The 21,231-nt window shown below is 70.7% G+C and carries 18 protein-coding genes; 12 read left to right on the plus strand and 6 right to left on the minus strand.

From position 1 onward, the window contains the following. Nucleotides 1-872: 872 nt before the first annotated feature. A complete protein-coding gene (locus C7444_RS17370; RefSeq protein ID WP_110402117.1) occupies nt 873-2,615 on the minus strand; it encodes a tyrosine-type recombinase/integrase in 1,743 nt (580 codons plus the stop codon). Nucleotides 2,616-2,860: 245 nt separating this feature from the next. Between C7444_RS17370 and C7444_RS17375 the strand changes: the two genes are divergently transcribed. Continuing rightward, complete coding sequence (locus C7444_RS17375; protein WP_110402118.1) at nt 2,861-3,211, plus strand: c-type cytochrome; 351 nt, start codon at nt 2,861-2,863, stop codon at nt 3,209-3,211. 14 nt (nt 3,212-3,225) lie between these two features. Beyond that, nucleotides 3,226-4,503, plus strand: coding sequence for an NAD(P)/FAD-dependent oxidoreductase (locus tag C7444_RS17380; RefSeq protein ID WP_110402119.1), 1,278 nt, complete (start codon nt 3,226-3,228; stop codon nt 4,501-4,503). A 7-nt stretch (nt 4,504-4,510) separates the two neighbouring features. On the opposite strand, the gene soxZ is transcribed toward C7444_RS17380, so the two are convergent. After that, entirely contained in the window at nt 4,511-4,822 is a 312-nt protein-coding gene (gene soxZ / locus C7444_RS17385; protein WP_110402120.1) for a thiosulfate oxidation carrier complex protein SoxZ, read from the minus strand. Between the two features lie 20 nt (nt 4,823-4,842). Further along, nucleotides 4,843-5,301, minus strand: a complete 459-nt coding sequence (locus C7444_RS17390; protein WP_110402121.1) for a thiosulfate oxidation carrier protein SoxY — start codon at nt 5,299-5,301, stop codon at nt 4,843-4,845. Nucleotides 5,302-5,443: 142 nt separating this feature from the next. On the opposite strand from C7444_RS17390, the gene C7444_RS17395 reads away from it, so the two are divergent. The 4 genes from C7444_RS17395 to C7444_RS17410 are packed head-to-tail and all read left to right on the plus strand — an operon-like array spanning nt 5,444 to nt 12,971. Beyond that, nucleotides 5,444-7,507, plus strand: coding sequence for a TonB-dependent receptor plug domain-containing protein (locus C7444_RS17395; RefSeq protein WP_110402122.1), 2,064 nt, complete (start codon nt 5,444-5,446; stop codon nt 7,505-7,507). Nucleotides 7,508-7,516: 9 nt separating this feature from the next. After that, the gene (locus tag C7444_RS17400; RefSeq protein ID WP_110402123.1) at nt 7,517-8,071 is read left to right on the plus strand and encodes a YfiR family protein; all 555 of its coding nucleotides are present in this window, start codon (nt 7,517-7,519) and stop codon (nt 8,069-8,071) included. After that, on the plus strand, nt 8,068-10,836 hold the full coding sequence (locus C7444_RS17405) for a response regulator (protein ID WP_110402124.1): 2,769 nt from the start codon (nt 8,068-8,070) through the stop codon (nt 10,834-10,836). The genes C7444_RS17400 and C7444_RS17405 overlap by 4 nt, the downstream gene beginning before the upstream one ends. Further along, the gene (locus C7444_RS17410) at nt 10,833-12,971 is read left to right on the plus strand and encodes a putative bifunctional diguanylate cyclase/phosphodiesterase (protein WP_110402125.1); all 2,139 of its coding nucleotides are present in this window, start codon (nt 10,833-10,835) and stop codon (nt 12,969-12,971) included. The genes C7444_RS17405 and C7444_RS17410 overlap by 4 nt, the downstream gene beginning before the upstream one ends. A gap of 12 nt (nt 12,972-12,983) precedes the next feature. Here C7444_RS17410 and C7444_RS17415 read toward each other — a convergent pair whose 3' ends face one another. Further along, entirely contained in the window at nt 12,984-13,322 is a 339-nt protein-coding gene (locus C7444_RS17415) for a P-II family nitrogen regulator (RefSeq protein WP_110402126.1), read from the minus strand. 125 nt (nt 13,323-13,447) lie between these two features. On the opposite strand from C7444_RS17415, the gene C7444_RS17420 reads away from it, so the two are divergent. The 3 genes from C7444_RS17420 (at nt 13,448) to C7444_RS17430 (ending at nt 17,385) form a co-directional block, all read left to right on the plus strand. Then, nucleotides 13,448-14,530 (plus strand): AraC family transcriptional regulator, encoded by a 1,083-nt coding sequence (locus tag C7444_RS17420; RefSeq protein ID WP_245909616.1) that lies wholly within the window; start codon nt 13,448-13,450, stop codon nt 14,528-14,530. 199 nt (nt 14,531-14,729) lie between these two features. Beyond that, the gene (locus C7444_RS20335; protein WP_170130788.1) at nt 14,730-15,536 is read left to right on the plus strand and encodes a hypothetical protein; all 807 of its coding nucleotides are present in this window, start codon (nt 14,730-14,732) and stop codon (nt 15,534-15,536) included. A 109-nt stretch (nt 15,537-15,645) separates the two neighbouring features. After that, nucleotides 15,646-17,385, plus strand: a complete 1,740-nt coding sequence (locus C7444_RS17430; protein ID WP_245909617.1) for an MFS transporter — start codon at nt 15,646-15,648, stop codon at nt 17,383-17,385. On the opposite strand, the gene C7444_RS17435 is transcribed toward C7444_RS17430, so the two are convergent. Then, entirely contained in the window at nt 17,382-18,026 is a 645-nt protein-coding gene (locus C7444_RS17435; protein ID WP_110402127.1) for a class I SAM-dependent methyltransferase, read from the minus strand. The genes C7444_RS17430 and C7444_RS17435 overlap by 4 nt on opposite strands. 193 nt (nt 18,027-18,219) lie before the next feature. Between C7444_RS17435 and C7444_RS17440 the strand changes: the two genes are divergently transcribed. From C7444_RS17440 to fghA, 3 genes are all read left to right on the plus strand, one after another. Then, nucleotides 18,220-18,918, plus strand: coding sequence for a YiaD family glycine zipper/OmpA-like lipoprotein (locus C7444_RS17440; RefSeq protein ID WP_110402128.1), 699 nt, complete (start codon nt 18,220-18,222; stop codon nt 18,916-18,918). A gap of 140 nt (nt 18,919-19,058) precedes the next feature. After that, nucleotides 19,059-20,177: an S-(hydroxymethyl)glutathione dehydrogenase/class III alcohol dehydrogenase gene (locus tag C7444_RS17445; RefSeq protein ID WP_110402129.1), complete on the plus strand. Its 1,119-nt coding sequence runs from the start codon at nt 19,059-19,061 to the stop codon at nt 20,175-20,177. Between the two features lie 16 nt (nt 20,178-20,193). Further along, entirely contained in the window at nt 20,194-21,057 is an 864-nt protein-coding gene (fghA, locus tag C7444_RS17450; protein ID WP_110402130.1) for an S-formylglutathione hydrolase, read from the plus strand. A 30-nt stretch (nt 21,058-21,087) separates the two neighbouring features. Here fghA and C7444_RS17455 read toward each other — a convergent pair. Then, nucleotides 21,088-21,231: FlhC family transcriptional regulator (locus tag C7444_RS17455; RefSeq protein WP_245909458.1), on the minus strand; the 144-nt coding region annotated here is incomplete at its 5' end.

Here is a 21,231-nt window from a genome sequence, read left to right on the forward strand (position 1 = left end):
CTGATCGGCCTCCACCTGCCCTTGATTTCATCGTCCATCGGGATCGGCACAGCACCTGTGCTCCAAGCATCCTGAAAATCCTCCAGGCAGGCAGGCAGGCAGGCAGGCAGGCAGGCAGGCAGGCAGGCAGCTCTGCCTCTTGCCCTTGCCCTTGCCCTTGCCCTTGCCCTTGCCCTTGCCCTTGCCCTTGCCCTTGCCCTTGCCCTTGCCCTTGCCCTTGCCCTTGCAGCCAAGGGGTGCTCAGGAGGACGCGGCTCTGGGGCGTTTGCCGGCCGAGCGTCGGGGGTGCGTGATTGGCACACGGTCGCTGGTTCGCGGATCTCGTCCCTCGCCGCCTTGAAGGTCGGGATCCTGGTGGCGACGGCCACCAACTCATGGCCGGCAGTGGCCCCGTGAGCCTCCCGAAAATTCTCCAAACATCTGGTCGTGTCCTTGCCCGTTCATCGGATGAGCATGGAGCGGTGCCGAGGCGCTTCAGTCCGCATGCATTCGCCGTGGGGGAGGGTGGCAGGCGGGGAGTGCTCTGGAGGCGGGTCTTGTCGCTGCTGCCGCGGAGGTGGCAGCGTTTCAGGCGTCGAGGCGATCCATTCCGGCACGTGGCCGGTCATGCACCCGTGGCGCCGGTGCCGCCCGCTCTGCGCATCCGGTGATCCGGTGGGCCGCTGGTGGGTGACGCACCTTCCTGGCCCTGGCGCCGTCGCAGGCCTTGGTGGTTCCGACGCCACTCACCCCTGATGGCCTGGTGGCGATCACCGCCAGGCGGGTTCGGCGTGCGTTCTGATGCGTTTGGAGAGGGCGTGTGGATGCCGCGCGGTGATCGTGAGGACGGTGAAGATGAAATCTCAACCAAATCATGGACTTGAGATTTTGAATCAACGGTCGAACGCGGCTTCCATCAGGTCCTGCATGCGTTCGAGCTGGGCGCGGCTGTAGCGGGCCGTCGTGCGCGGGTCACTGTGGCCGAACTGGTGCTGCACCACGTCCAGCGGCGTGCCTCGCTCCACCGCACGGGTCCCGCAGGTGTGCCGCAGCCAGTGCGGGGACGCCTGCCGCGCCTCGCTGCGCTGGAGCAGATCCAGGTCGGCATGTCGGACGGCCCGCGCCAGCCATGACTTCATCGTCTGGTACAGCGCCGAATAGCTGATGGCCTGCAGGGGCTCCCGGGTGCTGGCCAGCACCGGCAGGGTGGCGGGGGCGCTGGCCAGGGGGGGCAGGTGGCGCGCCGCCAGGTAGTGCTCGAGTGCACCGATGGCCTGGCCGGGCACGGCGATGACCCGGTTGCGCGACCCCTTGCCATGCACCTGGAGCGCCCAGCGGCCGCGGTGCCGGCGGAACTGTCCCAGCGTGGCTTCCAGCAGTTCGGACGAGCGCAGCCCGGTGGCTTCCACGAAGCTCATGATGAAGCGCATGCGCAGCAGCGAGGCCGTGGGCGCCTGCCCGTCCATGAACTGGAGCAGCCGGGCCCAGGTCTCCGGGGTGAAGGCGCGGCTCTGCAGTTCGTCGCGCTGACGGTCGTCCGCCGTGCGGCGGTTGACCATCAGCCAGGGGTTGCGGCCGGGCAGGTAGGCGGTGCCGGTCAGCCAGTCGAACCAGCCTCCGAGGATGACGATGGCCTGGCGGCGGCTGGCCACGCTGAGCTGGCCGCGAAAGGGCGCCCAGGCGGGGCTGAACGGCGTGGCCTGACGGTGCGAGAGCCAGTGGGGAGGCAGGTGCTCCAGGAAGGCCATGTAGGCCAGGCAGTCCTCGACCTGCATCGTGTGCAGGCCCTTGCTGCGTTCCTGGTGCAGCCAGAGCAGCAGGCGACGGCCCTCACGGAGGTAGCTCGTCGCCGTGGCCGGGCTGCCCGCCTTGGCCTGGACCCAGGCCTCGAGGGCCTCGGCGTCGGTTCGTGCCTGTGTCAAGGCCGCGGGTGCGCCCGCTTGTCCGGTGCCGATGGATCGGGTGGAGGAGGGCAGCGTGGCGGCCGCCGTCCCGGGCGGCAGGGCGAACGGGCGGGTGGGCCGGCCGGCCTCGGCAGGCAGCAGCGTGCGCAGATAAGCCTCGATGCCACGCGCCTTGGTGCGGCCGATCGCGGGCACGCCCGACCACCAGCGCCCGCCTGGCGCGACCCGATCCAGAAGGTCCTGCAGCCGCAGCAGGCCTGCGCTCTGCAGCCGCCTCGAGCAGGCGGGATCGAACCAGTCGTCGATCCGGTCGGATGGCCGGGCCTGCTGGGCCGCTTCGGCCTCCAGTTCCCGCAGCAGTCGCATCTGCCGCTCGCGCAGTCGCCAGCGGCGTTCTGCCTTGGGTTCGGGTGGATAGGCTTCCTGATAAAGCTCCGCGACCTCATCCTCGCGCCATCCGTCCAGATCGCGGTCGGCGATGAACGCCTCGAGGCTCGGACGCTGGGAAAAGTCGCGCAGCCGGATGGTCATGCCGATCAGGCGCCAGGCGGTGTCGCCGCGCCGGCGCGCCAGGGTCTGCAAGCGCAGCACGATGGCACGATGCCGCGGACCGGCTTCATGGCCATGCTCGACGCCGAGGTAGCGCGCGGCCGCGGTCGTGATGCTCATGCCTTCGGCCACGGCGCGCAGGTGAGCGAAATGGTGGACGCCGAGTCGCAGGGTCGAAGTCATGTTGCAAGTCCTTGATTTTCCGGAATTCAATCGATGACCACAATCTGGAGCATCGATTTGACGTCAATTTATTGACTGAAGATTATTACGGTAATCTTCAGTCGATGATGGGGGAGGGTGGTGGACAACCTGCACCTAGGGATATCCACGACCTGCGCGGTGCGGCATGTTTGGGCACCATGCGACGAGCGGCCCAGGGCGGTTCCAGCCCCTGCCGCACCTTTTCCCCTTCGGGAGCGCCCAGCATGTCCGTCTTCCTGTTCCTTCGCCATGGCCATGCCGGCCTGCGAGCTGCCCGGGCGCTGGGCTTGCTGCTGCTGGTGGCGACCGGTCCGCTGCAGGCGGCCGATGCGCAGCGGCTGTACACCCGGGCGCTGGCGGCCACCTGCGCGCAGTGCCATGGCAGCGATGGTCTGCCCGTCGGTGATGGCGTGCAGCCCGCCCGGCTCGCCGGCCGTCCGGCCGACGAGCTGCTGCAGCTGCTGACGGCCTTCCGCTCCGGGCAGCGGCCGGCGACGGTCATGCACCAGATCACGAAGGGCTATTCGCCGCAGCAGCTGGAGGCGCTGGCCGCCTATTTTTCCGCCGTGAGATGAGCTCGGGAGCCACCATGCATCGCAGAGTCCTGATCCGGGGGGCCTGGGCGAGCGGCCTGTCCGCCCTGGCCGGCTGTTCTTCCCTGACCTCCCGCCCGTCCGGCCGGGCCCATGTGCTGGTGGTGGGCGGGGGTTATGGCGGGGCCACCGCGGCCCGCTACCTGCGCCTGTTCTCCGACCGCACGATCGACGTGACGATGGTCGAGCCCGAGCGCCGGTTCGTGTCCTGCCCGGTGTCCAACCTGGTGATCGGCGGGCAGCGTGGCATGGCCGATCTGACCAGCCCCTACACCGGGCTCGCCGACCGCCACGGGGTGCGCATCGTCCACGACCTGGTGCTGCGCATCGACCCGCGCAAGAAGACCGCCACGCTCGCCGGCGGTGCGGTGATCGGCTACGACAAGCTGGTGCTGTCCCCGGGCGTGGACATGATGTGGGACGAGACCCCCGGGCTGCGGCAGGCCCATGACGCCGGCCTCGTGCTGCACGCCTGGAAGGCCGGCCCCGAGACGCTGGCCCTGCGGCGCCAGCTCGAGGCCATGCCCGACGGCGGCACCTTCGTGATCACGGTTCCCGAGGCGCCCTACCGCTGCCCGCCCGGCCCGTACGAGCGGGCCTGCGTGGTGGCGGCCTATTTCAGGAAGGCCAAGCCCCGGTCCAAGGTGCTGATCCTCGATGCCAATCCCGACGTGACGTCCAAGGCCGCGCTGTTCAAGGCCGCCTGGAAGGAGCTCCACGCCGGCATGATCGAATACCGGCCCCAGCACAAGGTGACCGGTGTCGATGCGAAGACCCGCACCGTGAGCCTGGAGGTCCAGGAGGACGTGAGGGCCGACGTGCTCAACGTGCTGCCGGTGATGCGCGCGGGCGCGCTGGCCGTGCGCACCGGGCTGGCCAACGCCAACGGTCGCTGGTGCCAGGTCGACTTCCTGAACTTCGCCTCCACGCTCGATGCGGACATCCACGTCATCGGCGACTCGATCCAGATCGCCCAGGGCATGCCCAAGTCCGGCCACATGGCCAATGCCCAGGCCAAGGTGGCCGCGGCGGCGATCGTCGCCGAGCTGTCCGGGCTGGGGGTCAATCCGCAGCCGATGCTGAGCAACGTCTGCCTGAGCTTCGTCGACGACACCCAGGCGATCCATGTGGCCAGCGTGCACGAGTACCGGGCCGACCAGCGCAGCTTCGTGCCGGTGCCGGGCTCGGGCGGCGTGTCCGCGGCCCGGTCGGTGCTCGAGGGGCATCACGCCGACGCCTGGGCCCGCAACATCCGGGCCGACATGCTGGGCTGAGCCGGACTCAGCGCACGATCGCCTCGTCGCTGCGCTGCTCGCCGCGGTTGTCGATCCAGGTGATGCGGACCCGGTCGCCCGGCCGTGCGCCCCTGATGTCGAATTGCAGGAAGGGATTCTTCGACACCGACGGTCCCCATTGCGCCGTCATGACGGTGCGGCCCTCGAGCTCGGCGCTCACCTCGCGGATGTACCAGGCCGGGACCGGTGCGCCGGTCTCGTCCCTGCGCTGGCCACTCTCCATCTCGTGGCTCATCAGCACCCGGACGGTGGTCCGGTCGCCGACGGCCTGGGCACGGATGCGCATCGCATCGCTCATCGTCTGCTCCTCTCGGGGGCTCAGGCGCCGCAGCCGCCCAGCGTGACCTCGACATGCCTGCGGGCGTAGAACACCCGGTCGTCGGCCATGATCGCCACGGCCAGCACGTCGCTGGACTGGCTCATCTTCGCGCGCAGGCCGAAGGACGCCTCGATCCGGTCGCTGACCTCGAACATCGCGCACAGCGGGCTGGGGTTCCTGTCGACGAGCAGCAGCAGCCGGCGCACGCCGGGCAGCGTGGTGCCACAACCCAGCGACACCGCGGCCCCGTTCTCGGCGATGTCCGGCGCCTGGAGCGCGACCTGCGGGCTCTCGACCGGCGCGGACAGGCCCAGCGCCCGCACGACCCCGGCCACGCTGGCGGCCTCGAAGGCGGCGCTGGCGTAAAGGGCCTGGGCGGGTGCGGGCAGGAGGCCGAGTCCGCCCATGAGGCTGGCCAGGGCGGCACTGCGGCCGAGCATTTCGCGACGTGTGGGCATGGATCCCTCCTGAAGGCGCCATTGTCGCGCGCGCACCACCGCCGTGCGATCAGGCGGGAAACCACGCCGCACATCCGGGCTTCGCCAGCACCATCCCCCCACGATCATCGGTGCCATCCACTTCCCCGTCCTGGATGAAACCGTGTCCGAGCTGCCTGTTCCCGCCCCCGTCCGTCCCCTGAAGCCGCTGCGGCTGGCCCTGGCCCTGCTGGGCGGCCTCTGCGGCCTGCCGGCGCAGGCCGCAGCCGAGCTCGAGGTCACGCAGCTGTCGATCGAGGCGCTGATGGACATGGAGGTCACCACGGTGTCGCGCAAGACGCAGCGGCTGACCGACACCGCCGCGGCCGCCTTCGTGCTGACCGCCGACGACATCCAGCGCTCCGGCGCGACCAGCATTCCCGAGGCGCTGCGTGCCGTGCCAGGTCTCCAGGTGGCGCGCATCAGCAGCAGCCACTGGGCGGTCTCGGCGCGCGGCTTCAACGGCCGCTTCGCCAACAAGCTGCTGGTGCTCGTCGACGGCCACAGCGTGTACTCGCCGCTCTATTCCGGCGTGTTCTGGGAAGCCGAGGACCTGCCGCTGGAGGACATCGATCGCATCGAGGTGATCCGCGGTTCGGGCGCGGCGCTCTGGGGGGCCAATGCGGTCAACGGCATCATCAACATCATCACCCGATCGGCCCGGCGCACCCAGGACACGCTGGTCACCGCACTGGCCGGGGACGAGAACCGCAGCATCGTCACCGTGCGCCACGGTGCCCGCGTCGACGACGACACCCATTTCCGCCTCTGGGCCAGGGCCAGCGACCGCAAGGCGGCGCTGCACGGCAGCGAGCAGCGCGGCGCGGACGCCCTGCAGGCGGCCCGGGCGGGTTTTCGGCTGGACCGCGAGTCCGATGCCACCCAGTCCAGGCTGATCGGCCAGATCCATGACACGAGCGCCGGGCAGATCCTGCTGATTCCCCAGCTGACGGCACCCTACGTGGCGGCGACGCCCACCTCCCAGGTCAACCGCGGCACCCACCTGCTGGGCCGGCACGAGTGGACCTTCGGCGATGGCTCCCAGGGCTCGCTGCAGGGCTACATCGACCAGAGCCACATCAGCCTGCCCGAGGTGCTGACCGAGGACCGCAGCACGGTCGACCTGGACTTCCAGCATCGGCTGTCGCCGGACGAACGCCAGGACGTGATCTGGGGGCTGGGCTATCGCCGTTCGAGCGACCACATCCGCAGTGCCGGCGTGCCGGTGGACCTGCGGCCCGAGCGCCGCACGGCCGAGCTGTTCAGTGCCTTCGTGCATGACGAGATCACCGTGATGCCGGGCACCTGGAAGGTGGTGATCGGCAGCAAGTTCGAGCAGAGCACCTACAGCGGCCTGGAGATCCAGCCGCAGCTCCGGTCGCTGTGGTCGCTGAGCCCGACGCAGAGCGTCTGGGCGGCCGTCTCGCGCGCCGCCCGCACGCCGTCGCGTGCCGAACTCGGTGTCAATGCCACGCTGGCGGTACTGCCGCCGATGTCGGCCGGCAACCCGACGCCGATGCCGCTGGTGGCCTACACCGCGGCCAATCCGGACCTGGATTCCGAATCGGTGGTGGCGCTGGAACTGGGCTACCGCACGCTGCTGGCGCCGGCGGTGTCGCTGGACGTGGCGGCCTTCCACGGGCGTTACCGCGACCTGCGCGCGGGCCGGTCGCTGGGCACCGAGCCGGTGTTCGAGGGCGGCTCGCCCTATCCCTCCTACCTGCGCTACAACAGCACCACCAGCAATTCGCTGAAGGCCCGCGAGACCGGGGTGGAAGTGGCGCTTGACTGGCACGTCACGCCCAGCTGGCGTCTCCAGAGCGCCTGGACCTGGCTCGATGTGGGGGCCAGCCGCAACGGCGATCCGGCCAACGACGCGTCGGCGATCGACGCCGAGGGCACCAATCCGCGCAACCAGCTGTCGCTGCGCTCGTCGCTCGACCTGGGTCCGGACTGGCAGGTCGACGGCTGGCTGCGCCACGTGACCCGCCTGCCCGCGACCCGCATCGCCGCCTACACCGAACTCGACCTGCGCCTGGCCTGGCGGGTGACTCCGCGGCTCGAGCTCTCCCTGGCCGGGCAGAACCTGCTGCATCGCCAGCACGCCGAATACGCCTCCGACCAGCTGCCCAGCCAGGACATGCAGATTCCGCGCAGCGTGCACCTCAAGGCCCGGCTGCAGTTCTGAGGATCCGACATGTGCCCCCCGGGCCCGCGACAGCGGTTCCTGCTGCGTCTGCTGCTGATCGGCTGCCTGCTGAGGCCGGTGGGCGGCGCGCTGCAGGCCCAGCCGTCCGAAGCGGCGGTCAAGGCCGGCTTCGTCTACAACTTCGCCAAGTTCACCGAGTGGCCGGCGTCCGCACCGGGTGGCCACCAGCTGACGCTGTGCCTGGTGGCGGCGGATGCGTCCGGGCTGGTCGCCCAGGCGATCGAAGGCCGCAGCGTGCAGGGCCGCACGATGACCGTGCACCGCCCGGCCCGTGCCGATGAATGGCGGTCCTGCCACATCGTCTATTTCACCGAGGTCGACGAGCGTCGCCAGTCGGAGGTGCTGCGCCTGATCCGCGGGCTGCCGGTGCTCACCATCGGAGACGCCGACGGCTTCGCCGAGGTCGGCGGCGTGATCGGGCTGGTGGCCTCCGCGGGTCGCATCCAGTTCGAGATCAATGCCGAGGTGGCTCAACAATCGAGCCTGAAGCTCAGTTCGCAGCTGCTGCGGCTGGCCCGGGCGATCAGGGGGCGCCAGCCATGACCGGATCGAAGAAGACCTCCCTGGGCCGCCGGCTCGGCCTGCTGATGACGCTGTCGGTCGGTGGGGCCCTGCTGCTGGCCTACCTCGCCTCGGCGCTCACCCAGGTGGCCAACGACCGGATGGAGACCCAGTCCCAGCTCGAGACGCTGATGGGCGTCACGGCGATCAACAGCCGGGCCGCGCTCGCCTTCGGTGACGCCCGTGCCGCCGGCGAGACCCTGGCGGCGCTGCAGGTCAAGTCCAATGTGGTCGAGGCGGTGCTGCACCGCTCCGACGGCACGGAGCTGGCGCGTTACGTGCGCCCGGTCGAGCGGCCCCCGTCGGTGCTGCTGCCCGCCGCCTGGCTCGACGAGCAGATCTCCCTGCGCCTGCCGGTGTCGCTCGACGGCGAGGTCGTCGGCGAGCTGGAGATGCGCGCCGGCCTGTACGACATGTGGCGCAACATCCTCGCCCAGATGGGCCTCACGGCGCTGCTGTCGCTGGTGGCCTTCGGTATCTCGCTGCTGGCCGCGGCCCGCGCCCGCCGGGACATCGCCGACCCCATCATCGAGCTGGCCCGCACCGCCCGCCAGGTCAGCGAGCACCATGACTTCTCGCTGCGCGTGAGCGGCAGCCGCCAGGACGAGATCGGCACGCTGGTCGAGGGCTTCAACGAGATGCTCGACCAGATCGTGCTGCGCGGCCGGCAGTTGCAGGCGCACCGCGACGAGCTGGAGATGCAGGTCGAGGCCCGCACGGCCGAGCTGCGCGTGGCCAAGGATGCGGCCGAGGCGGCCAGCCGGGCCAAGTCGCAGTTCCTGGCCAACATGAGCCACGAGATCCGCACGCCGATGAACGGGGTGCTCGGCATGATCGAGCTGCTGCTGGGCAGCGACGTCAATCCGACGCAGGCCCGCCTGGCCCGCACCGCCCAGCAGTCGGGCGAGGCGCTGCTGGGCATCATCAACGACATCCTCGACTTCTCGAAGATCGAGGCCGGTCGCATGGAGCTGGAGGTGCTCGCCTTCGACCTGCGCACGATGCTCGAGGACGTGGCCACGTTGCTGGCCGAGCGGGCCCACCGCAAGGGGATCGAGCTGATCTGCGGGCTCGATCCGGCCCTGCCGGCGGCGGTGCGCGGGGATCAGGGCCGCATCCGCCAGGTGCTGACCAATCTGGTGGGCAATGCGGTCAAGTTCACCCGCACCGGCGAGGTGATCCTCGAGGCCCGCCTGTCGGCGCCCGGCGACGGCGTGCAGGCGCACATCCGCTTCGAGGTGCGCGACACCGGCATCGGCATGAATGCGGAGCAGACCGCGCGCCTGTTCCAGGCGTTCTCCCAGGCCGACGGCTCGACCACCCGGCAGTTCGGCGGCACCGGCCTGGGCCTGGCCATCTCGCGCGAGCTGGTCGAGCTGATGGGCGGGCGGATCGGCGTGCACAGCGTGCCCGACGCCGGCTCGACCTTCTGGTTCGACTTGCCGATGGCGGTGGCGCCGGCCCTGCCCCGCCAGGTGTCGGCCGACGTGCAGGGCCTGCGCGCGCTGATCGTCGAGGACAATCCGACCAACCGCACCATCCTCGAGCACCAGATCGAGTCCTTCGGCCTGCGGCGCGCCAGCGCCTGCGACGCCCTGCAGGCGCTGCAGATCCTGCGCGACTGCGCCGCCCACGGTCAGCCGTTCGACCTGGCGCTGATCGACATGAAGATGCCTGGCATGAACGGCATCGACCTGGCACGCGTCATCCGCAGCGATCCGCAGCTCGCCGGCCTGAGGCTGCTGATGCTGACCTCGTTGACCTCGGCCACGGAGATCAGCGATGCCCGGGCCGCCGGCATCAGCGTGACGCTGAACAAGCCGGTGCGGCAGGCCGACCTGCTCGCGGCCCTCCGGGCCACGGTGGCCGTCGCGCCGGGCACGGTCGTCGAATGGGCGGCCGGCTCGGACACCGTCGAGCCCGGGGCGGTGGCGGCCCGGCTGTCGGGTCGGGTGCTGCTGGTCGAGGACACGCCGGTCAACCAGCAGGTGGCGATGGCGCTGCTGGGCCACATGGGCTGCGAGGCCGTGCTCGCCCACGATGGCCACGAGGCCCTGCGGCTGGCGGCCGACCAGCATTTCGATGCCGTGCTGATGGATTGCCAGATGCCGGGCATCGACGGCTTCGAGACCACCCGGCGCCTGCGTGCGGCCGAGTCCGGCACGCAGCACCTGCCCATCATCGCGCTGACCGCCAACGCGCTGCACGGGGACCGCGAACGCTGCCTGGCCGCCGGCATGGACGACTACCTCAGCAAGCCCTTCACCGGTGCGGGCCTGCGGGCCACGCTGCAGCACTGGCTGCCCCGACCACCCGAACCGATGCCGGTGCCTGAGCCGGCGACAGCGACGGACGGGGGCGAGGCGGCCGTGCTGCCGGTCTTCGATGTCCGGGTGCTGGACGAGATCCGCGCGATGGATCCGGACGGCTCGCTGGTCAGCCACATGCTGCGGCTGTTCTTCCACGATGGCGCGACGCTGCTCGAGGCGATGGAGCAGGCCGTGCGGGCGACGGATCTGGCCGCGCTGGTCTTCGCGGCCCACACCCTGGCCTCGTCGAGTGCCACGGTCGGTGCTATTTCACTGTCTTCCCGGGTTCGAGGGGTCGAGAACCGGGCCCGAACGGCCGAAGAACTCTGTGAAGCCACGCTGGTGCATCAGCTGAAGCAAGAGTTTCACCAGGTCTGCCAGGTGATCTCCGAGTGCACCGGCGTGTCGCCCGTGGAGTCACCAAGGATCGGCGCATGAGCCAGGACAACAGCCCGCCACCGTGCCTGATGGTGGTGGATGACAGCGAGATGGACCGGCTGCTGGCCACGCGCACGCTGGAGAACGCGGGCTTTCGCGTGCTGTCCGTCGCCGACGGGCAGGCGGCGGTCGACGCGTTCGGCGAGGCCGCGCCCGACCTGATCCTGATGGACGTGATGATGCCGCGCCTGGACGGCTACCAGGCCTGCGCGGCGATCCGTGCGCATCCGGCCGGCCGGCACGTGCCCATCCTGATGATGACCGGCCTTGACGACGTCGCGTCCATCCACCGGGCCTACGAGATCGGTGCGACCGACTTCATCAGCAAGCCGGTGCGCTGGCCGGTGCTGGCCTACCGGGTGCGCTACATGCTGCGGGCCAGCCAGGCGCTGCGTGACCTGGCCACCAACGAGATCCGCCTGCTGGCGGCCCAGCAGGCCGCCCGGCTGGGTCACTGGGACTGGTGGACCGAGCTCGACCGGGTCGAGCTGTCCGGCATGAGCCGGCGCCTGCTCGGCCTGCCCGACGACAGCACGAAGGTGTCGATGCCGGTGATGCTGGCCTGTTTCCACCCCGACGACCGCGAGCGCGTGCGCAGCGGCCTGGCCGAGGTGCGGGTCAGCGGCGAGAGCGCCCGCATGGAATGCCGCATCGGCTCGGCCGAGCGCACGGCCTGCCACGTCGTGCTGCAGGTGGGGGTGCGGCGTGACGATCCGGCCGCACGCGTGGGCCCTGCGGTCGTGTCGGGCACGGTGCTCGACGTCACCGAGCTCAAGCGCAGCGAGGAGCGCACCCGCTACCTCGCCTACTACGACACGCTCACCGGCCTGCCCAACCGCCAGCACTTCAGCGACGACCTCGGCCAGGCGCTGGCGCGCTCGCGCCGGGCCGGGCTGCATGTGGCGGTGCTGCTGTTCGACCTGGACAACTTCAAGCGCATCAACGACTCCTTCGGCCATGGCTCCGGTGACGGGCTGCTGCGCCAGGTGGCGGCCCGCCTGACCGACAACCTGCGCCACGAGGACGTGGTGTCGCGCTTCGGCGCCCATGCCGACGCGATCAGCTTCGCCCGCATGGGTGGCGACGAGTTCACCGTCATGGTCTGCGACCTGGTGCGGCCCCAGGAGGCCGCCAAGCTGGCGGTGCGCCTGCTGGACGTGACCCGCCAGCCGCTGCGGCTGCAGGACCAGGACGTGGTGGTCACCGCCAGCATGGGCATCGCCGTCTACCCGCTCGACGGCGAGGACGCCGGCACGCTGCTGATGAACGCCGACAGCGCGATGTACCACGCCAAGGGCGAAGGCGGCGACTGCTTCAAGTTCTACAACAAGCCGATGAACGCCAGCGCGTTCGAGCGCCTGTCGCTGGAGGTCAACCTGCGCCGGGCCCTGGACCGCGGCGAGTTCGTGCTGCACTACCAGCCCAAGCTCGAGGCCGCGACCCGCCGGCTGACCGGCTTCGAGGTGCTGCTGCGCTGGCAGCATCCGGTCATCGGCCTGGTCTCGCCGCTCGAGTTCATCCCGCTGGCCGAGGAGACCGGGCTGATCGTGCCGATCGGCGAATGGGTGCTGGGCGAGGCCTGTCGCCAGGCGGTGGCCTGGCAGCGGGCCGGGCGCGGGGACGCCTCGGTGGCGGTCAACCTGTCGGCACGGCAGTTCCGCCAGGCCAACCTGGACGAGCAGGTCATCCATGCGCTCGAGGCTTCCGGCCTGTGCCCGCAGCGGCTGGAGCTGGAGATCACCGAGAGCTGCATCATGCAGGACGTCGAGGCGGCCATCGCCACCATCGTGCGCCTGCGTGCGCTGGGCTGCCGGGTGTCCATCGACGACTTCGGCACCGGCCACTCGTCGCTGGCCTACCTGAAGCGTTTTCCGGTCGATGCGCTCAAGATCGATCGCTCCTTCGTGCGTGGCCTGCCCGACGACCGCCAGGACGCGGCCATCGTGCAGGCGGCCATCGGCATGGCCCGTGGCCTCGACATCCGGGTGGTGGCCGAAGGGGTGGAGACCGAAGGGCAGCTGACCTTCCTGGCCGCCCAGGGCTGCCACGAGATCCAGGGCTACTTCATCAGCAAGCCGGTGCCGCTGGCGGCACTGGAGACGCTGGACCTGCCGGGCTGGACCCCCTCGAGCTGAGCCGGCTGGCGCTCACACGGCCGTCGTGCCGGTCTCGCCGGTGCGGATGCGCAGCACGTCGTCGAGCGTGCTGACGAAGATCTTGCCGTCGCCGATCCGGCCCGTGCGGGCCGACTTCTGGATGGTCTCGATCACCCGGTCGCACAGCGCCGCCTCCACCGCGATCTCGAGCCGGATCTTGGGCAGGTAGTCCACCGCGTACTCGGCCCCCCGGTAGAGCTCGGTGTGGCCCTGCTGTCGGCCGAAGCCCCGGACCTCGGTCACGGTCATGCCCTGGATGCCGACGTCGGCCAGCGCCATGCGCACATCATCGAACTTGAACGGCTTGATCAGGGCGGTGATCAGCTTCATCGGAACTCCTGGTGGTCTGGTGCGGGCTGCCGATCCGGGCAGCCGGGTCCGACCCTCAAGCCAGAACCGGGCCACCCGTGTGGGCGGCGGTTATCGTGGGCGTCCGTCCTTCTGCCGGAGTCTCCATGCCCGCGTCCGCTCCATCGCCCGTTCCGCCGCCGGTCAGCGGCCTGCTGTCCGATGCCGACAAGGGCTCGATCGGCATCACCCTGGTGCGCGAGGCACTGCAGGGCGCGCGGGCGCGAGGCCACGACACGGACGCGCTGCTGCGGCGCGCGGGCATCCGCCCCGACCTGCTGGCGTCGGACCGCGCCCGCGTGTCGGCCGCGTCGTATGCCCGCCTGTGGTCGGCGCTGGCCGACGAGATGGACGACGAGTTCTTCGGCATGGACCGCCATCCGATGCGCCGGGGCAGCTACCGGCTGATGTGCCACAGCGTCCTGGGCAGCACGACGCTGGAGCAGGCCCTGCAGCGCATGCTCGGTTTCCTGCGCCTGGTGCTCGATGACCTGCACGCCACGCTGGAGTGCCGGGATGGCCGCGCCCGGATCGTGCTGCACGAGGTCGGTGACCCGCCGCGCATGTTCGCCCGGGCGACGTTCTTCATGCTGGTGCACGGCCTGGCCTGCTGGCTGGTGGCGCGCCGCATGCCGCTGCTCGAGGCCGGGTTCGCCGGCCCCGAACCCGCGGCGGCGGCGGACTACCGGGTCCGGTTCTGCGAGCAGGCCTGTTTTGACCAGCCGCGCAGCTGGATCGCCTTCGACGCCGCCTGGCTGGCCCGGCCGGTGCGGCAGGACGAGGCCGCCCTGCGGGTCTTCCTGCGTGGTGCCCCGGCCAACCTGCTGGTGCGCTGGCGCGACGACGGCAGCCTGGGCGCCCGCATCCGCCGCCGCCTGCGCCCGCTGGCCCCGGCGGACTGGCCCGACCTGCCGGCGCTGGCGGCCACGCTGCACCTGTCGGTCACCACCGTGCAGCGCCGCCTGCGTGACGAGGGCCAGAGCTACCAGCGCGTGCGCGACGGCCTGCGCCGTGACCTCGCCCTCCAGCTGCTGGGCCAGGGCGAGCCGGGGCTGTCGGTGGCGGCGGTGGGCGAGCGGCTGGGCTTCGAGGAGACCAGCGCCTTCCACCGCGCATTCAAGAAATGGACCGGTGTCAGCCCCGGCGCGTACCGCCAGGCGCTGCCCCGGGTTACGGGCAGTTCCGGGTAGGCGCACCCCCTGCTTCAGTGGAAACTCGGGAATACCGCATGAACTTCGCCGTTTCGAAGTGATGTCATGCGGTGCATGGCTCGCCCGCACCCCGGATTCCTGTCCTGAACACAAGAACACAAGAACACATGATTGCCCTGCTGATGCGATACACGCTCTCCTGCGGCCGACGGCCGGCCTTCCGTGGTGTCGCCTGACGATGGCCGCGCCGCCCCAATCGATCCGCCGGCGTGCCACCGTCGCCGCGCTGTCCCCGCTGCTGGATGAAGAGGCGCTGATGGAGGTGCTGTGGCTGCAGCACGAGACCCAGCGTGGCGATCAGGTCAGCGACCTGATCGCCTTCGTCGATGCGGTGGCCCGGCGCCACCTGTTCGACGGTGCGACCGTCAAGAAACTCTATGGCGAGCTGTTCCGGCTGCAGCGTGAGCCCGAGGACCGGTTGCCCTTCGACCCCTGGCCGCTGATGCAGGCGATGCGAGCGCAGCCGACCGTGCCGGGCGCCGCTCCGGCGGCACCCGCGGCCCGCGCGCCGGCCGCCGCCCCGGTGCCGGTCGCCCCCGTCATCGCGCCGGTGGCCGCGGCCTTCGCGGCGGCCAGGGCCGCCGAAGTGGCCGCCACGCCGCTGCCCGCCGAACCCCCGGTGCTGTTCGGGGCGCTGATGTGCAGCCTGGTGGCCGAGGTCTACCAGTTCCATCGCGAGGCGCTCGACGAGGTGCGCGCCGAGGCCCTGGGCCGGCTCGACGCGGTCGAGCTGAGCGCACCGCTGCGCCAGCAGTACCGCACCGGCTGGGGCCGCGCGCTGCAGCACGACTGGCAGCTGCCTGCGTCGGCCGACGAGCTCGCCCGCCTGGTGTGGCTGGTGCACGGAGCGCTGGTCGACGCCTTCGGTGCCGCCGGGGCTCAGCAGATCCTGTCGCGGGCGATGGCGGCGGCCGAGGCCCTGCCCGAGGCGACCCGCTTCGATCCCCGCGGGCTGCTGGCCGTGCTCGGCAGCGGTCGCCGCTGAGCCGGGCGTCCGTTCCTTGTCCACCTCACTGAACCTCACTCAAACTCACCATGGCCGCTGATGCCCGGACCGGACCTGCCGGCCGGGGGTCACGGCAGGAGTCCACCGCATGTCTTCCCTGTTCCGCTCTCCGCTCCGTGACGAATCGCCCGGGGCCTCGACCGCGATGACGGCCGACGAGCGCCGGGTGATCCTGGCGTCGTCGCTGGGCACCATCTTCGAGTGGTACGACTTCTACCTCTACGGCGCGCTGGCGACGATCATCGCGCGCCAGTTCTTCACCGCGCTCGATCCCGGGGCGGCCTTCATCTTCGCGCTGCTGGCCTTCGCGGCCGGTTTCATCATCCGCCCGCTGGGGGCGGTGGTGTTCGGCCACCTGGGCGACATGGTCGGGCGCAAGCAGACCTTCCTGGTGACGATCCTGCTGATGGGGTTGTCGACCTTCCTGGTCGCCGTGCTGCCGACCTATTCGGTGGCGGGCGTGCTCGCGCCGATCGCGCTGGTCGTGCTGCGCCTGCTGCAGGGCCTGGCGCTGGGCGGTGAATACGGCGGGGCGGCCACCTACGTGGCCGAACACGCGCCGCAGCATCGGCGCGGCGCCTACACCGCGTGGATCCAGACGACCGCCACCGTCGGGCTGCTGCTGGCCCTGGTGGTCATCATGCTGACCCGCCAGCTGCTGGGCGAGTCGGCCTTCGCCGAATGGGGCTGGCGCCTGCCGTTCGCGCTGTCGTCGGTGCTGCTGGCGATCTCGCTGTGGATCCGCCTGTCGATGAAGGAGTCACCGGCCTTCCGCAAGATGCAGGAGGAGGGCAAGGGCTCCAAGGCCCCGCTCAAGGAGGTGTTCGGCCAGTGGCGCCACCTCAAGGTCGTGCTGCTGGCCCTGTTCGGGCTGGTCGCCGGGCAGGCGGTGGTCTGGTACACGGGGCAGTTCTACGCCCTGTTCTTCCTGACCAGCGTGCTCAAGGTCGACGCGACCACCGCCAACCTGCTGCTGGTGGCCGCCCTGCTGCTGGGCACGCCGTTCTTCGTGCTGTTCGGGGCGCTGTCGGACCGCATCGGCCGCAAGCCGGTGATCCTGGCCGGCCTGCTGCTGGCCTGCCTGAGCTACTTCCCGCTCTTCAAGGCGCTGACGCATCTGGCCAACCCGGCGCTGGCGCAGGCGCAGCAGCGGGTCGAGGTCGTGCTGCAGGCCGACCCGATGACCTGTTCCTTCCAGGGCAGCCCGATCGCCCGCGAGATCGACTTCACCTCGTCCTGCGACATCGCCAAGCGCACGCTGACCCAGCTGTCGGCAAGCTACCGGTTCGAGCCGCTGGCGTCGGGCCTGCCGACCCAGCTGCTGGTCGGCGAGACCCGGCTCGAACCGCCGAACGGCCGGCTGCACGCCCGCGGCGACCGTTTCGAGGACGAAAGCCTGCTGGAGATCTCGAACTTCCGCAAGCAGCAGCTGCCCGACGCGCTCTGGGAGGCCGGTTATCCGCGCCAGGCCGATCCGGCCCGCATCCACCACGTCGGCGTGGTGGCGGTGCTGTTCGTGCTGATGCTGCTGGTGACGATGGTCTACGGCCCGATCGCCGCGGCGCTGGTCGAGATGTTCCCGACCCGCATCCGCTACACCGCGCTGAGCCTGCCCTACCACCTCGGCAACGGCTGGTTCGGCGGGCTGATGCCCACCATCGCCTTCGCGATGGTGGCCGATCACGGCAACCTTTATCACGGCCTCTGGTATCCGGTGGTCATCGCCGGTGCCACCTTCGTGATCGGCCTGCTGTTCGTGCGCGAGACCAAGGACGTGGACATCTACGCCAAGTTCCTCTACTGGCACCCGAACCGCCTGCGGTCCTAGCGGGCGGGCGGCCCGCGCCGCCACACGCTGGCCAGCCAGGGCTGCTGCTCCCGCGGCAGCCCGGCCGGGCGGTAGTAGTGCTCCAGTTCGATGAACCCGGCGGCGACCAGCAGCTGCCGCCAGCGCTCGAGGTCGTGGTAGGCGCCGTAGCGCTCGCCCTGCCAGCCCTCCTGGCCCTGGCCGCGCGGGTTGGACGTGAAGAGCACCCCGCCGGGACGCAGCGTCGCATGCAGCTCGCCCAGCACCCGGGGCAGCTCGCGGCCGGGCACATGGAACAGCGAGGCGTTGGCGAAGATGCCGTCGAAGCGGCCCGCCGGCAGGTCCAGCGCGACCAGGTTCTGGGCCCAGACCTCGCAGCCGCTGTGGGCCCGCGCCATCGCCACGAACTCGGCCGCGCCGTCCAGGCCAATGGCGTGGTGGCCCAGCCGGGAGAAGGTCAGCAGGTCGCGCCCCGGGCCGCAGCCCAGGTCCAGCAGCGTGTGCGGCGCGGCGGCCGGATCGAGGTGGCGCAGCAGCGCCTCGATGTTCTGGCTCACGTCGTGGTCCCGCGTGCCGGCCCAGAAGGACTGCGCCTGCGCGTCGTAGTGGGCCAGGGTCCGGGCGGTGATGCGGTCGAGCGGATCGGGGTCGGTGGTCGTCATGCCGGCATGGTGCCCGATCGGCGCGGCATCCGCTCGGGCCGGCTCCGGCGGCGCCGTCCAGGCGTGGCAGGGCGTGGCAGGGCGTGGTCCTTGTCAGCGCAGTCCCACACGCCCGGGGGCCGTCGGCCGACAGGCCCCCCCGGGGCCCGGGCCTAACATCCCGGGCGACTCCCCACCTCCACAGGCCCAGACCATGACGCACTCCATTGCCACTGTCCGATCGACCACCGACGGCGCCCCCCGTCCTCTGCTGCAGACCCGTGTCCTGACCGTGGCCGCCCTGTGCCTGGCGCTGGGCCTGGGCGCCTGCGAATCGATGGGCGCCCGCGAGCGGGGCACCGCCACCGGCGCGGCGGTCGGTGCGGCCGCCGGTGCGGCCATCGGCTCCGTCTCCGGTGCCAACGCCGGCAAGGGCGCGGTGCTGGGCGGCGTGGTCGGCGCGGTGGCCGGCAACCTGTGGTCGCGCCACCTCGAGGACAAGCGCAAGGCGCTCGAGGCCCAGACCGCCGGCACCGGCATCGAGGTCGGCCGCACGGCCGACAACCAGCTCAAGGTCAACGTGCCGAGCGACTTCTCCTTCGACGTCGGCCGGGCGGCCATCCGCCCCGACATGCGCCCGGTGCTCGACGAGATCGGCCGCAACCTCGACCCGAAGGTGCGCGTGACCATCGTCGGTCACACCGACAGCACCGGCTCCGACGCGATCAACGATCCGCTGTCGCTCGACCGCGCCGAGGCCGTGCGCGACTACCTGGCCGGCCGCGGCGTGAGCGCCTCGCGGGTCACGGTGCAGGGCCAGGGCGCACGCCAGCCGCGGGCGTCCAACGCCACCGAGGCCGGCCGGGCGCAGAACCGGCGCGTGGAGATCCTGCTGGCCGAACCGTCGGCCTGAAGATCCAGGATCGCCACGTCGCTTTCCCGTGTCGATCCGCGGCCAGTCCGTGGCCGATCCAGTCAACGGATCGGCCGCTGCGGCCTTAACATGCGGCTCGCCGCGCAAACCGGTTGCGCGATCCCCGAGCAAGGAAGCCCATGAAAACCCGCGCCGCCGTCGCCTGGCAAGCAGGCCAGCCCCTGACCATCGAAACCGTCGACCTCGAAGGCCCGAAGGCCGGCGAGGTGCTCGTCGAGATCAAGGCCACCGGCATCTGCCACACCGACTACTACACCCTCTCGGGCGCCGATCCGGAGGGCCTGTTCCCCGCCATCCTGGGCCATGAAGGCGCCGGCGTGGTCGTGGACGTGGGCCCGGGCGTCACCAGCCTGCGCAAGGATGACCACGTCATCCCGCTCTACACGCCCGAGTGCCGCCAGTGCAAGTTCTGCCTGAGCCGCAAGACCAACCTGTGCCAGCTGATCCGCGGCACGCAGGGCAAGGGCCTGATGCCCGACGCCACCAGCCGCTTCAGCCTGGACGGCAAGCCCATCCTGCACTACATGGGCACGTCGACCTTCAGCAACTACATCGTCGTGCCCGAGATCGCGCTGGCCAAGATCCGCCCGGACGCGCCGTTCGACAAGGTCTGCTACATCGGCTGCGGCGTCACCACCGGCGTGGGTGCGGTGCTGTTCACGGCCAAGGTCGAGGCGGGTGCCAACGTGGTGGTGTTCGGCCTGGGCGGCATCGGCCTGAACGTGATCCAGGGCGCGAAGATGGTGGGCGCCGACAAGATCATCGGCGTGGACCTGAACCCGGCGCGCGAGGCGATGGCGCGCAAGTTCGGCATGACGCACTTCCTGAACCCGAAGGACATCGAGGCGGCCGGCGGCAACATCGTCGACGCGATCGTGCAGCTGACCGACGGCGGCGCCGACTACAGCTTCGAGTGCATCGGCAACACCAAGGTGATGCGCCAGGCGCTGGAGTGCACGCACAAGGGCTGGGGCCGCAGCATCATCATCGGCGTGGCCGAGGCGGGGGCCGAGATCTCGACCCGGCCGTTCCAGCTGGTGACGGGCCGCCACTGGGAAGGCTCGGCCTTCGGTGGCGCGCGCGGGCGTACGGATGTCCCGAAGATCGTCGACTGGTACATGGACGGCAAGCTCAACATCGACGACCTGATCACCCACAAGCTCAGGCTCGAGGACATCAACCAGGGCTTCGAGCTGATGAAGAGCGGCGAGTCGATCCGCTCGGTGGTCGAGTTCTGACACGGAGCGGCGCACCATGGCTTTCGATCGACTCGAACTCCTGAGCGAGCATGGCTGCTTCGGCGGCGTGCAGCGCTTCTACCGCCATGCCTCGCACGAGATCGGCCTGCCGATGCGTTTTTCGGTCTTCCTGCCGGCGCAGGCGCTGGCCGGACAGGCGGTGCCGCTGCTGACCTTCCTGGCCGGGCTGACCTGCACCGAGGAAACCTTCACGATGAAGGCCGGCGCCCAGCGGGTGGCCGCCGAGCTGGGCCTGGCCCTGCTGATGCCCGACACCAGCCCGCGCGGAGCGGGCGTGGTCGGAGAGGACCAGCACTGGGACTTCGGCGTGGGCGCGGGCTTCTACCTCGACGCGACCCACGCGCCCTGGTCGGGCCACTGGCGCATGGAGAGCTACCTGCTCGAGGAACTGCTGCCGGAGGTGATCGGCCAGTTCGGCCTCGACGGGGATCGCATGGGCCTGTTCGGCCATTCGATGGGTGGCCACGGTGCGCTGACGCTGGCCCTGCGCCACCCGGGGCGTTTCGCCAGCCTGTCGGCGTTCGCGCCGATCTGTGCTCCCACCCGCTGCCCCTGGGGGCGCACGGCCTTCACCGGCTACCTGGGCCAGGAGGAGTCGGGCTGGGCCGAGCACGACGCGTCGGTGCTGATGGGGCGCCAGACCGAAGCGCCCTACCCGGCGGGCATCCTGATCGACCAGGGCCTGGACGACCGCTTCCTGGCCGAGCAGCTGCACCCCGAGGCCTTCGAGGCCGCCTGCGTGATGGCCGGCCAGCCGCTGACGCTGCGCCGCCATGCCGGCTACGACCACGGCTACTACTTCATCTCGAGCTTCGTCGAGGACCACCTGAGACACCACGCCGCGACGCTGTCGCGTTGAGCATGGCCGCCCGACCCGCGAGGGTCGGGCTCAGTGCAGCTGGAGGGCGCCGCTGGCCTTGCCCTTGCCGGCGCGGGCGGGGGGGTTGCACAGGCCGCAGACGAAGTGCTTGGAGATCTCGTGGGGGTGGGTGACGAAGTGGCCACCGCACTTGGAGCAGGGGGTGAGGGTGAG

The sequence above is a fragment of the Sphaerotilus hippei genome, from assembly GCF_003201595.1.
Classification (GTDB): Bacteria; Pseudomonadota; Gammaproteobacteria; order Burkholderiales; family Burkholderiaceae_C; genus Sphaerotilus; species Sphaerotilus hippei.

Excerpts from the sequence above, each read along its gene's own strand:
- C7444_RS17370 (WP_110402117.1), bottom strand. The coding sequence starts at position 2,615 with ATGACTTCGACCCTGCGACTCGGCGTCCACCATTTCGCTCACCTGCGC.
- C7444_RS17375 (WP_110402118.1), top strand. The coding sequence starts at position 2,861 with ATGTCCGTCTTCCTGTTCCTTCGCCATGGCCATGCCGGCCTGCGAGCT.
- C7444_RS17380 (WP_110402119.1), top strand. The coding sequence starts at position 3,226 with ATGCATCGCAGAGTCCTGATCCGGGGGGCCTGGGCGAGCGGCCTGTCC.
- soxZ (WP_110402120.1), bottom strand. The coding sequence starts at position 4,822 with ATGAGCGATGCGATGCGCATCCGTGCCCAGGCCGTCGGCGACCGGACC.
- C7444_RS17390 (WP_110402121.1), bottom strand. The coding sequence starts at position 5,301 with ATGCCCACACGTCGCGAAATGCTCGGCCGCAGTGCCGCCCTGGCCAGC.
- C7444_RS17400 (WP_110402123.1), top strand. The coding sequence starts at position 7,517 with ATGTGCCCCCCGGGCCCGCGACAGCGGTTCCTGCTGCGTCTGCTGCTG.
- C7444_RS17405 (WP_110402124.1), top strand. The coding sequence starts at position 8,068 with ATGACCGGATCGAAGAAGACCTCCCTGGGCCGCCGGCTCGGCCTGCTG.
- C7444_RS17410 (WP_110402125.1), top strand. The coding sequence starts at position 10,833 with ATGAGCCAGGACAACAGCCCGCCACCGTGCCTGATGGTGGTGGATGAC.
- C7444_RS17415 (WP_110402126.1), bottom strand. The coding sequence starts at position 13,322 with ATGAAGCTGATCACCGCCCTGATCAAGCCGTTCAAGTTCGATGATGTG.
- C7444_RS17420 (WP_245909616.1), top strand. The coding sequence starts at position 13,448 with ATGCCCGCGTCCGCTCCATCGCCCGTTCCGCCGCCGGTCAGCGGCCTG.
- C7444_RS20335 (WP_170130788.1), top strand. The coding sequence starts at position 14,730 with ATGGCCGCGCCGCCCCAATCGATCCGCCGGCGTGCCACCGTCGCCGCG.
- C7444_RS17430 (WP_245909617.1), top strand. The coding sequence starts at position 15,646 with ATGTCTTCCCTGTTCCGCTCTCCGCTCCGTGACGAATCGCCCGGGGCC.
- C7444_RS17435 (WP_110402127.1), bottom strand. The coding sequence starts at position 18,026 with ATGACGACCACCGACCCCGATCCGCTCGACCGCATCACCGCCCGGACC.
- C7444_RS17440 (WP_110402128.1), top strand. The coding sequence starts at position 18,220 with ATGACGCACTCCATTGCCACTGTCCGATCGACCACCGACGGCGCCCCC.
- C7444_RS17445 (WP_110402129.1), top strand. The coding sequence starts at position 19,059 with ATGAAAACCCGCGCCGCCGTCGCCTGGCAAGCAGGCCAGCCCCTGACC.
- fghA (WP_110402130.1), top strand. The coding sequence starts at position 20,194 with ATGGCTTTCGATCGACTCGAACTCCTGAGCGAGCATGGCTGCTTCGGC.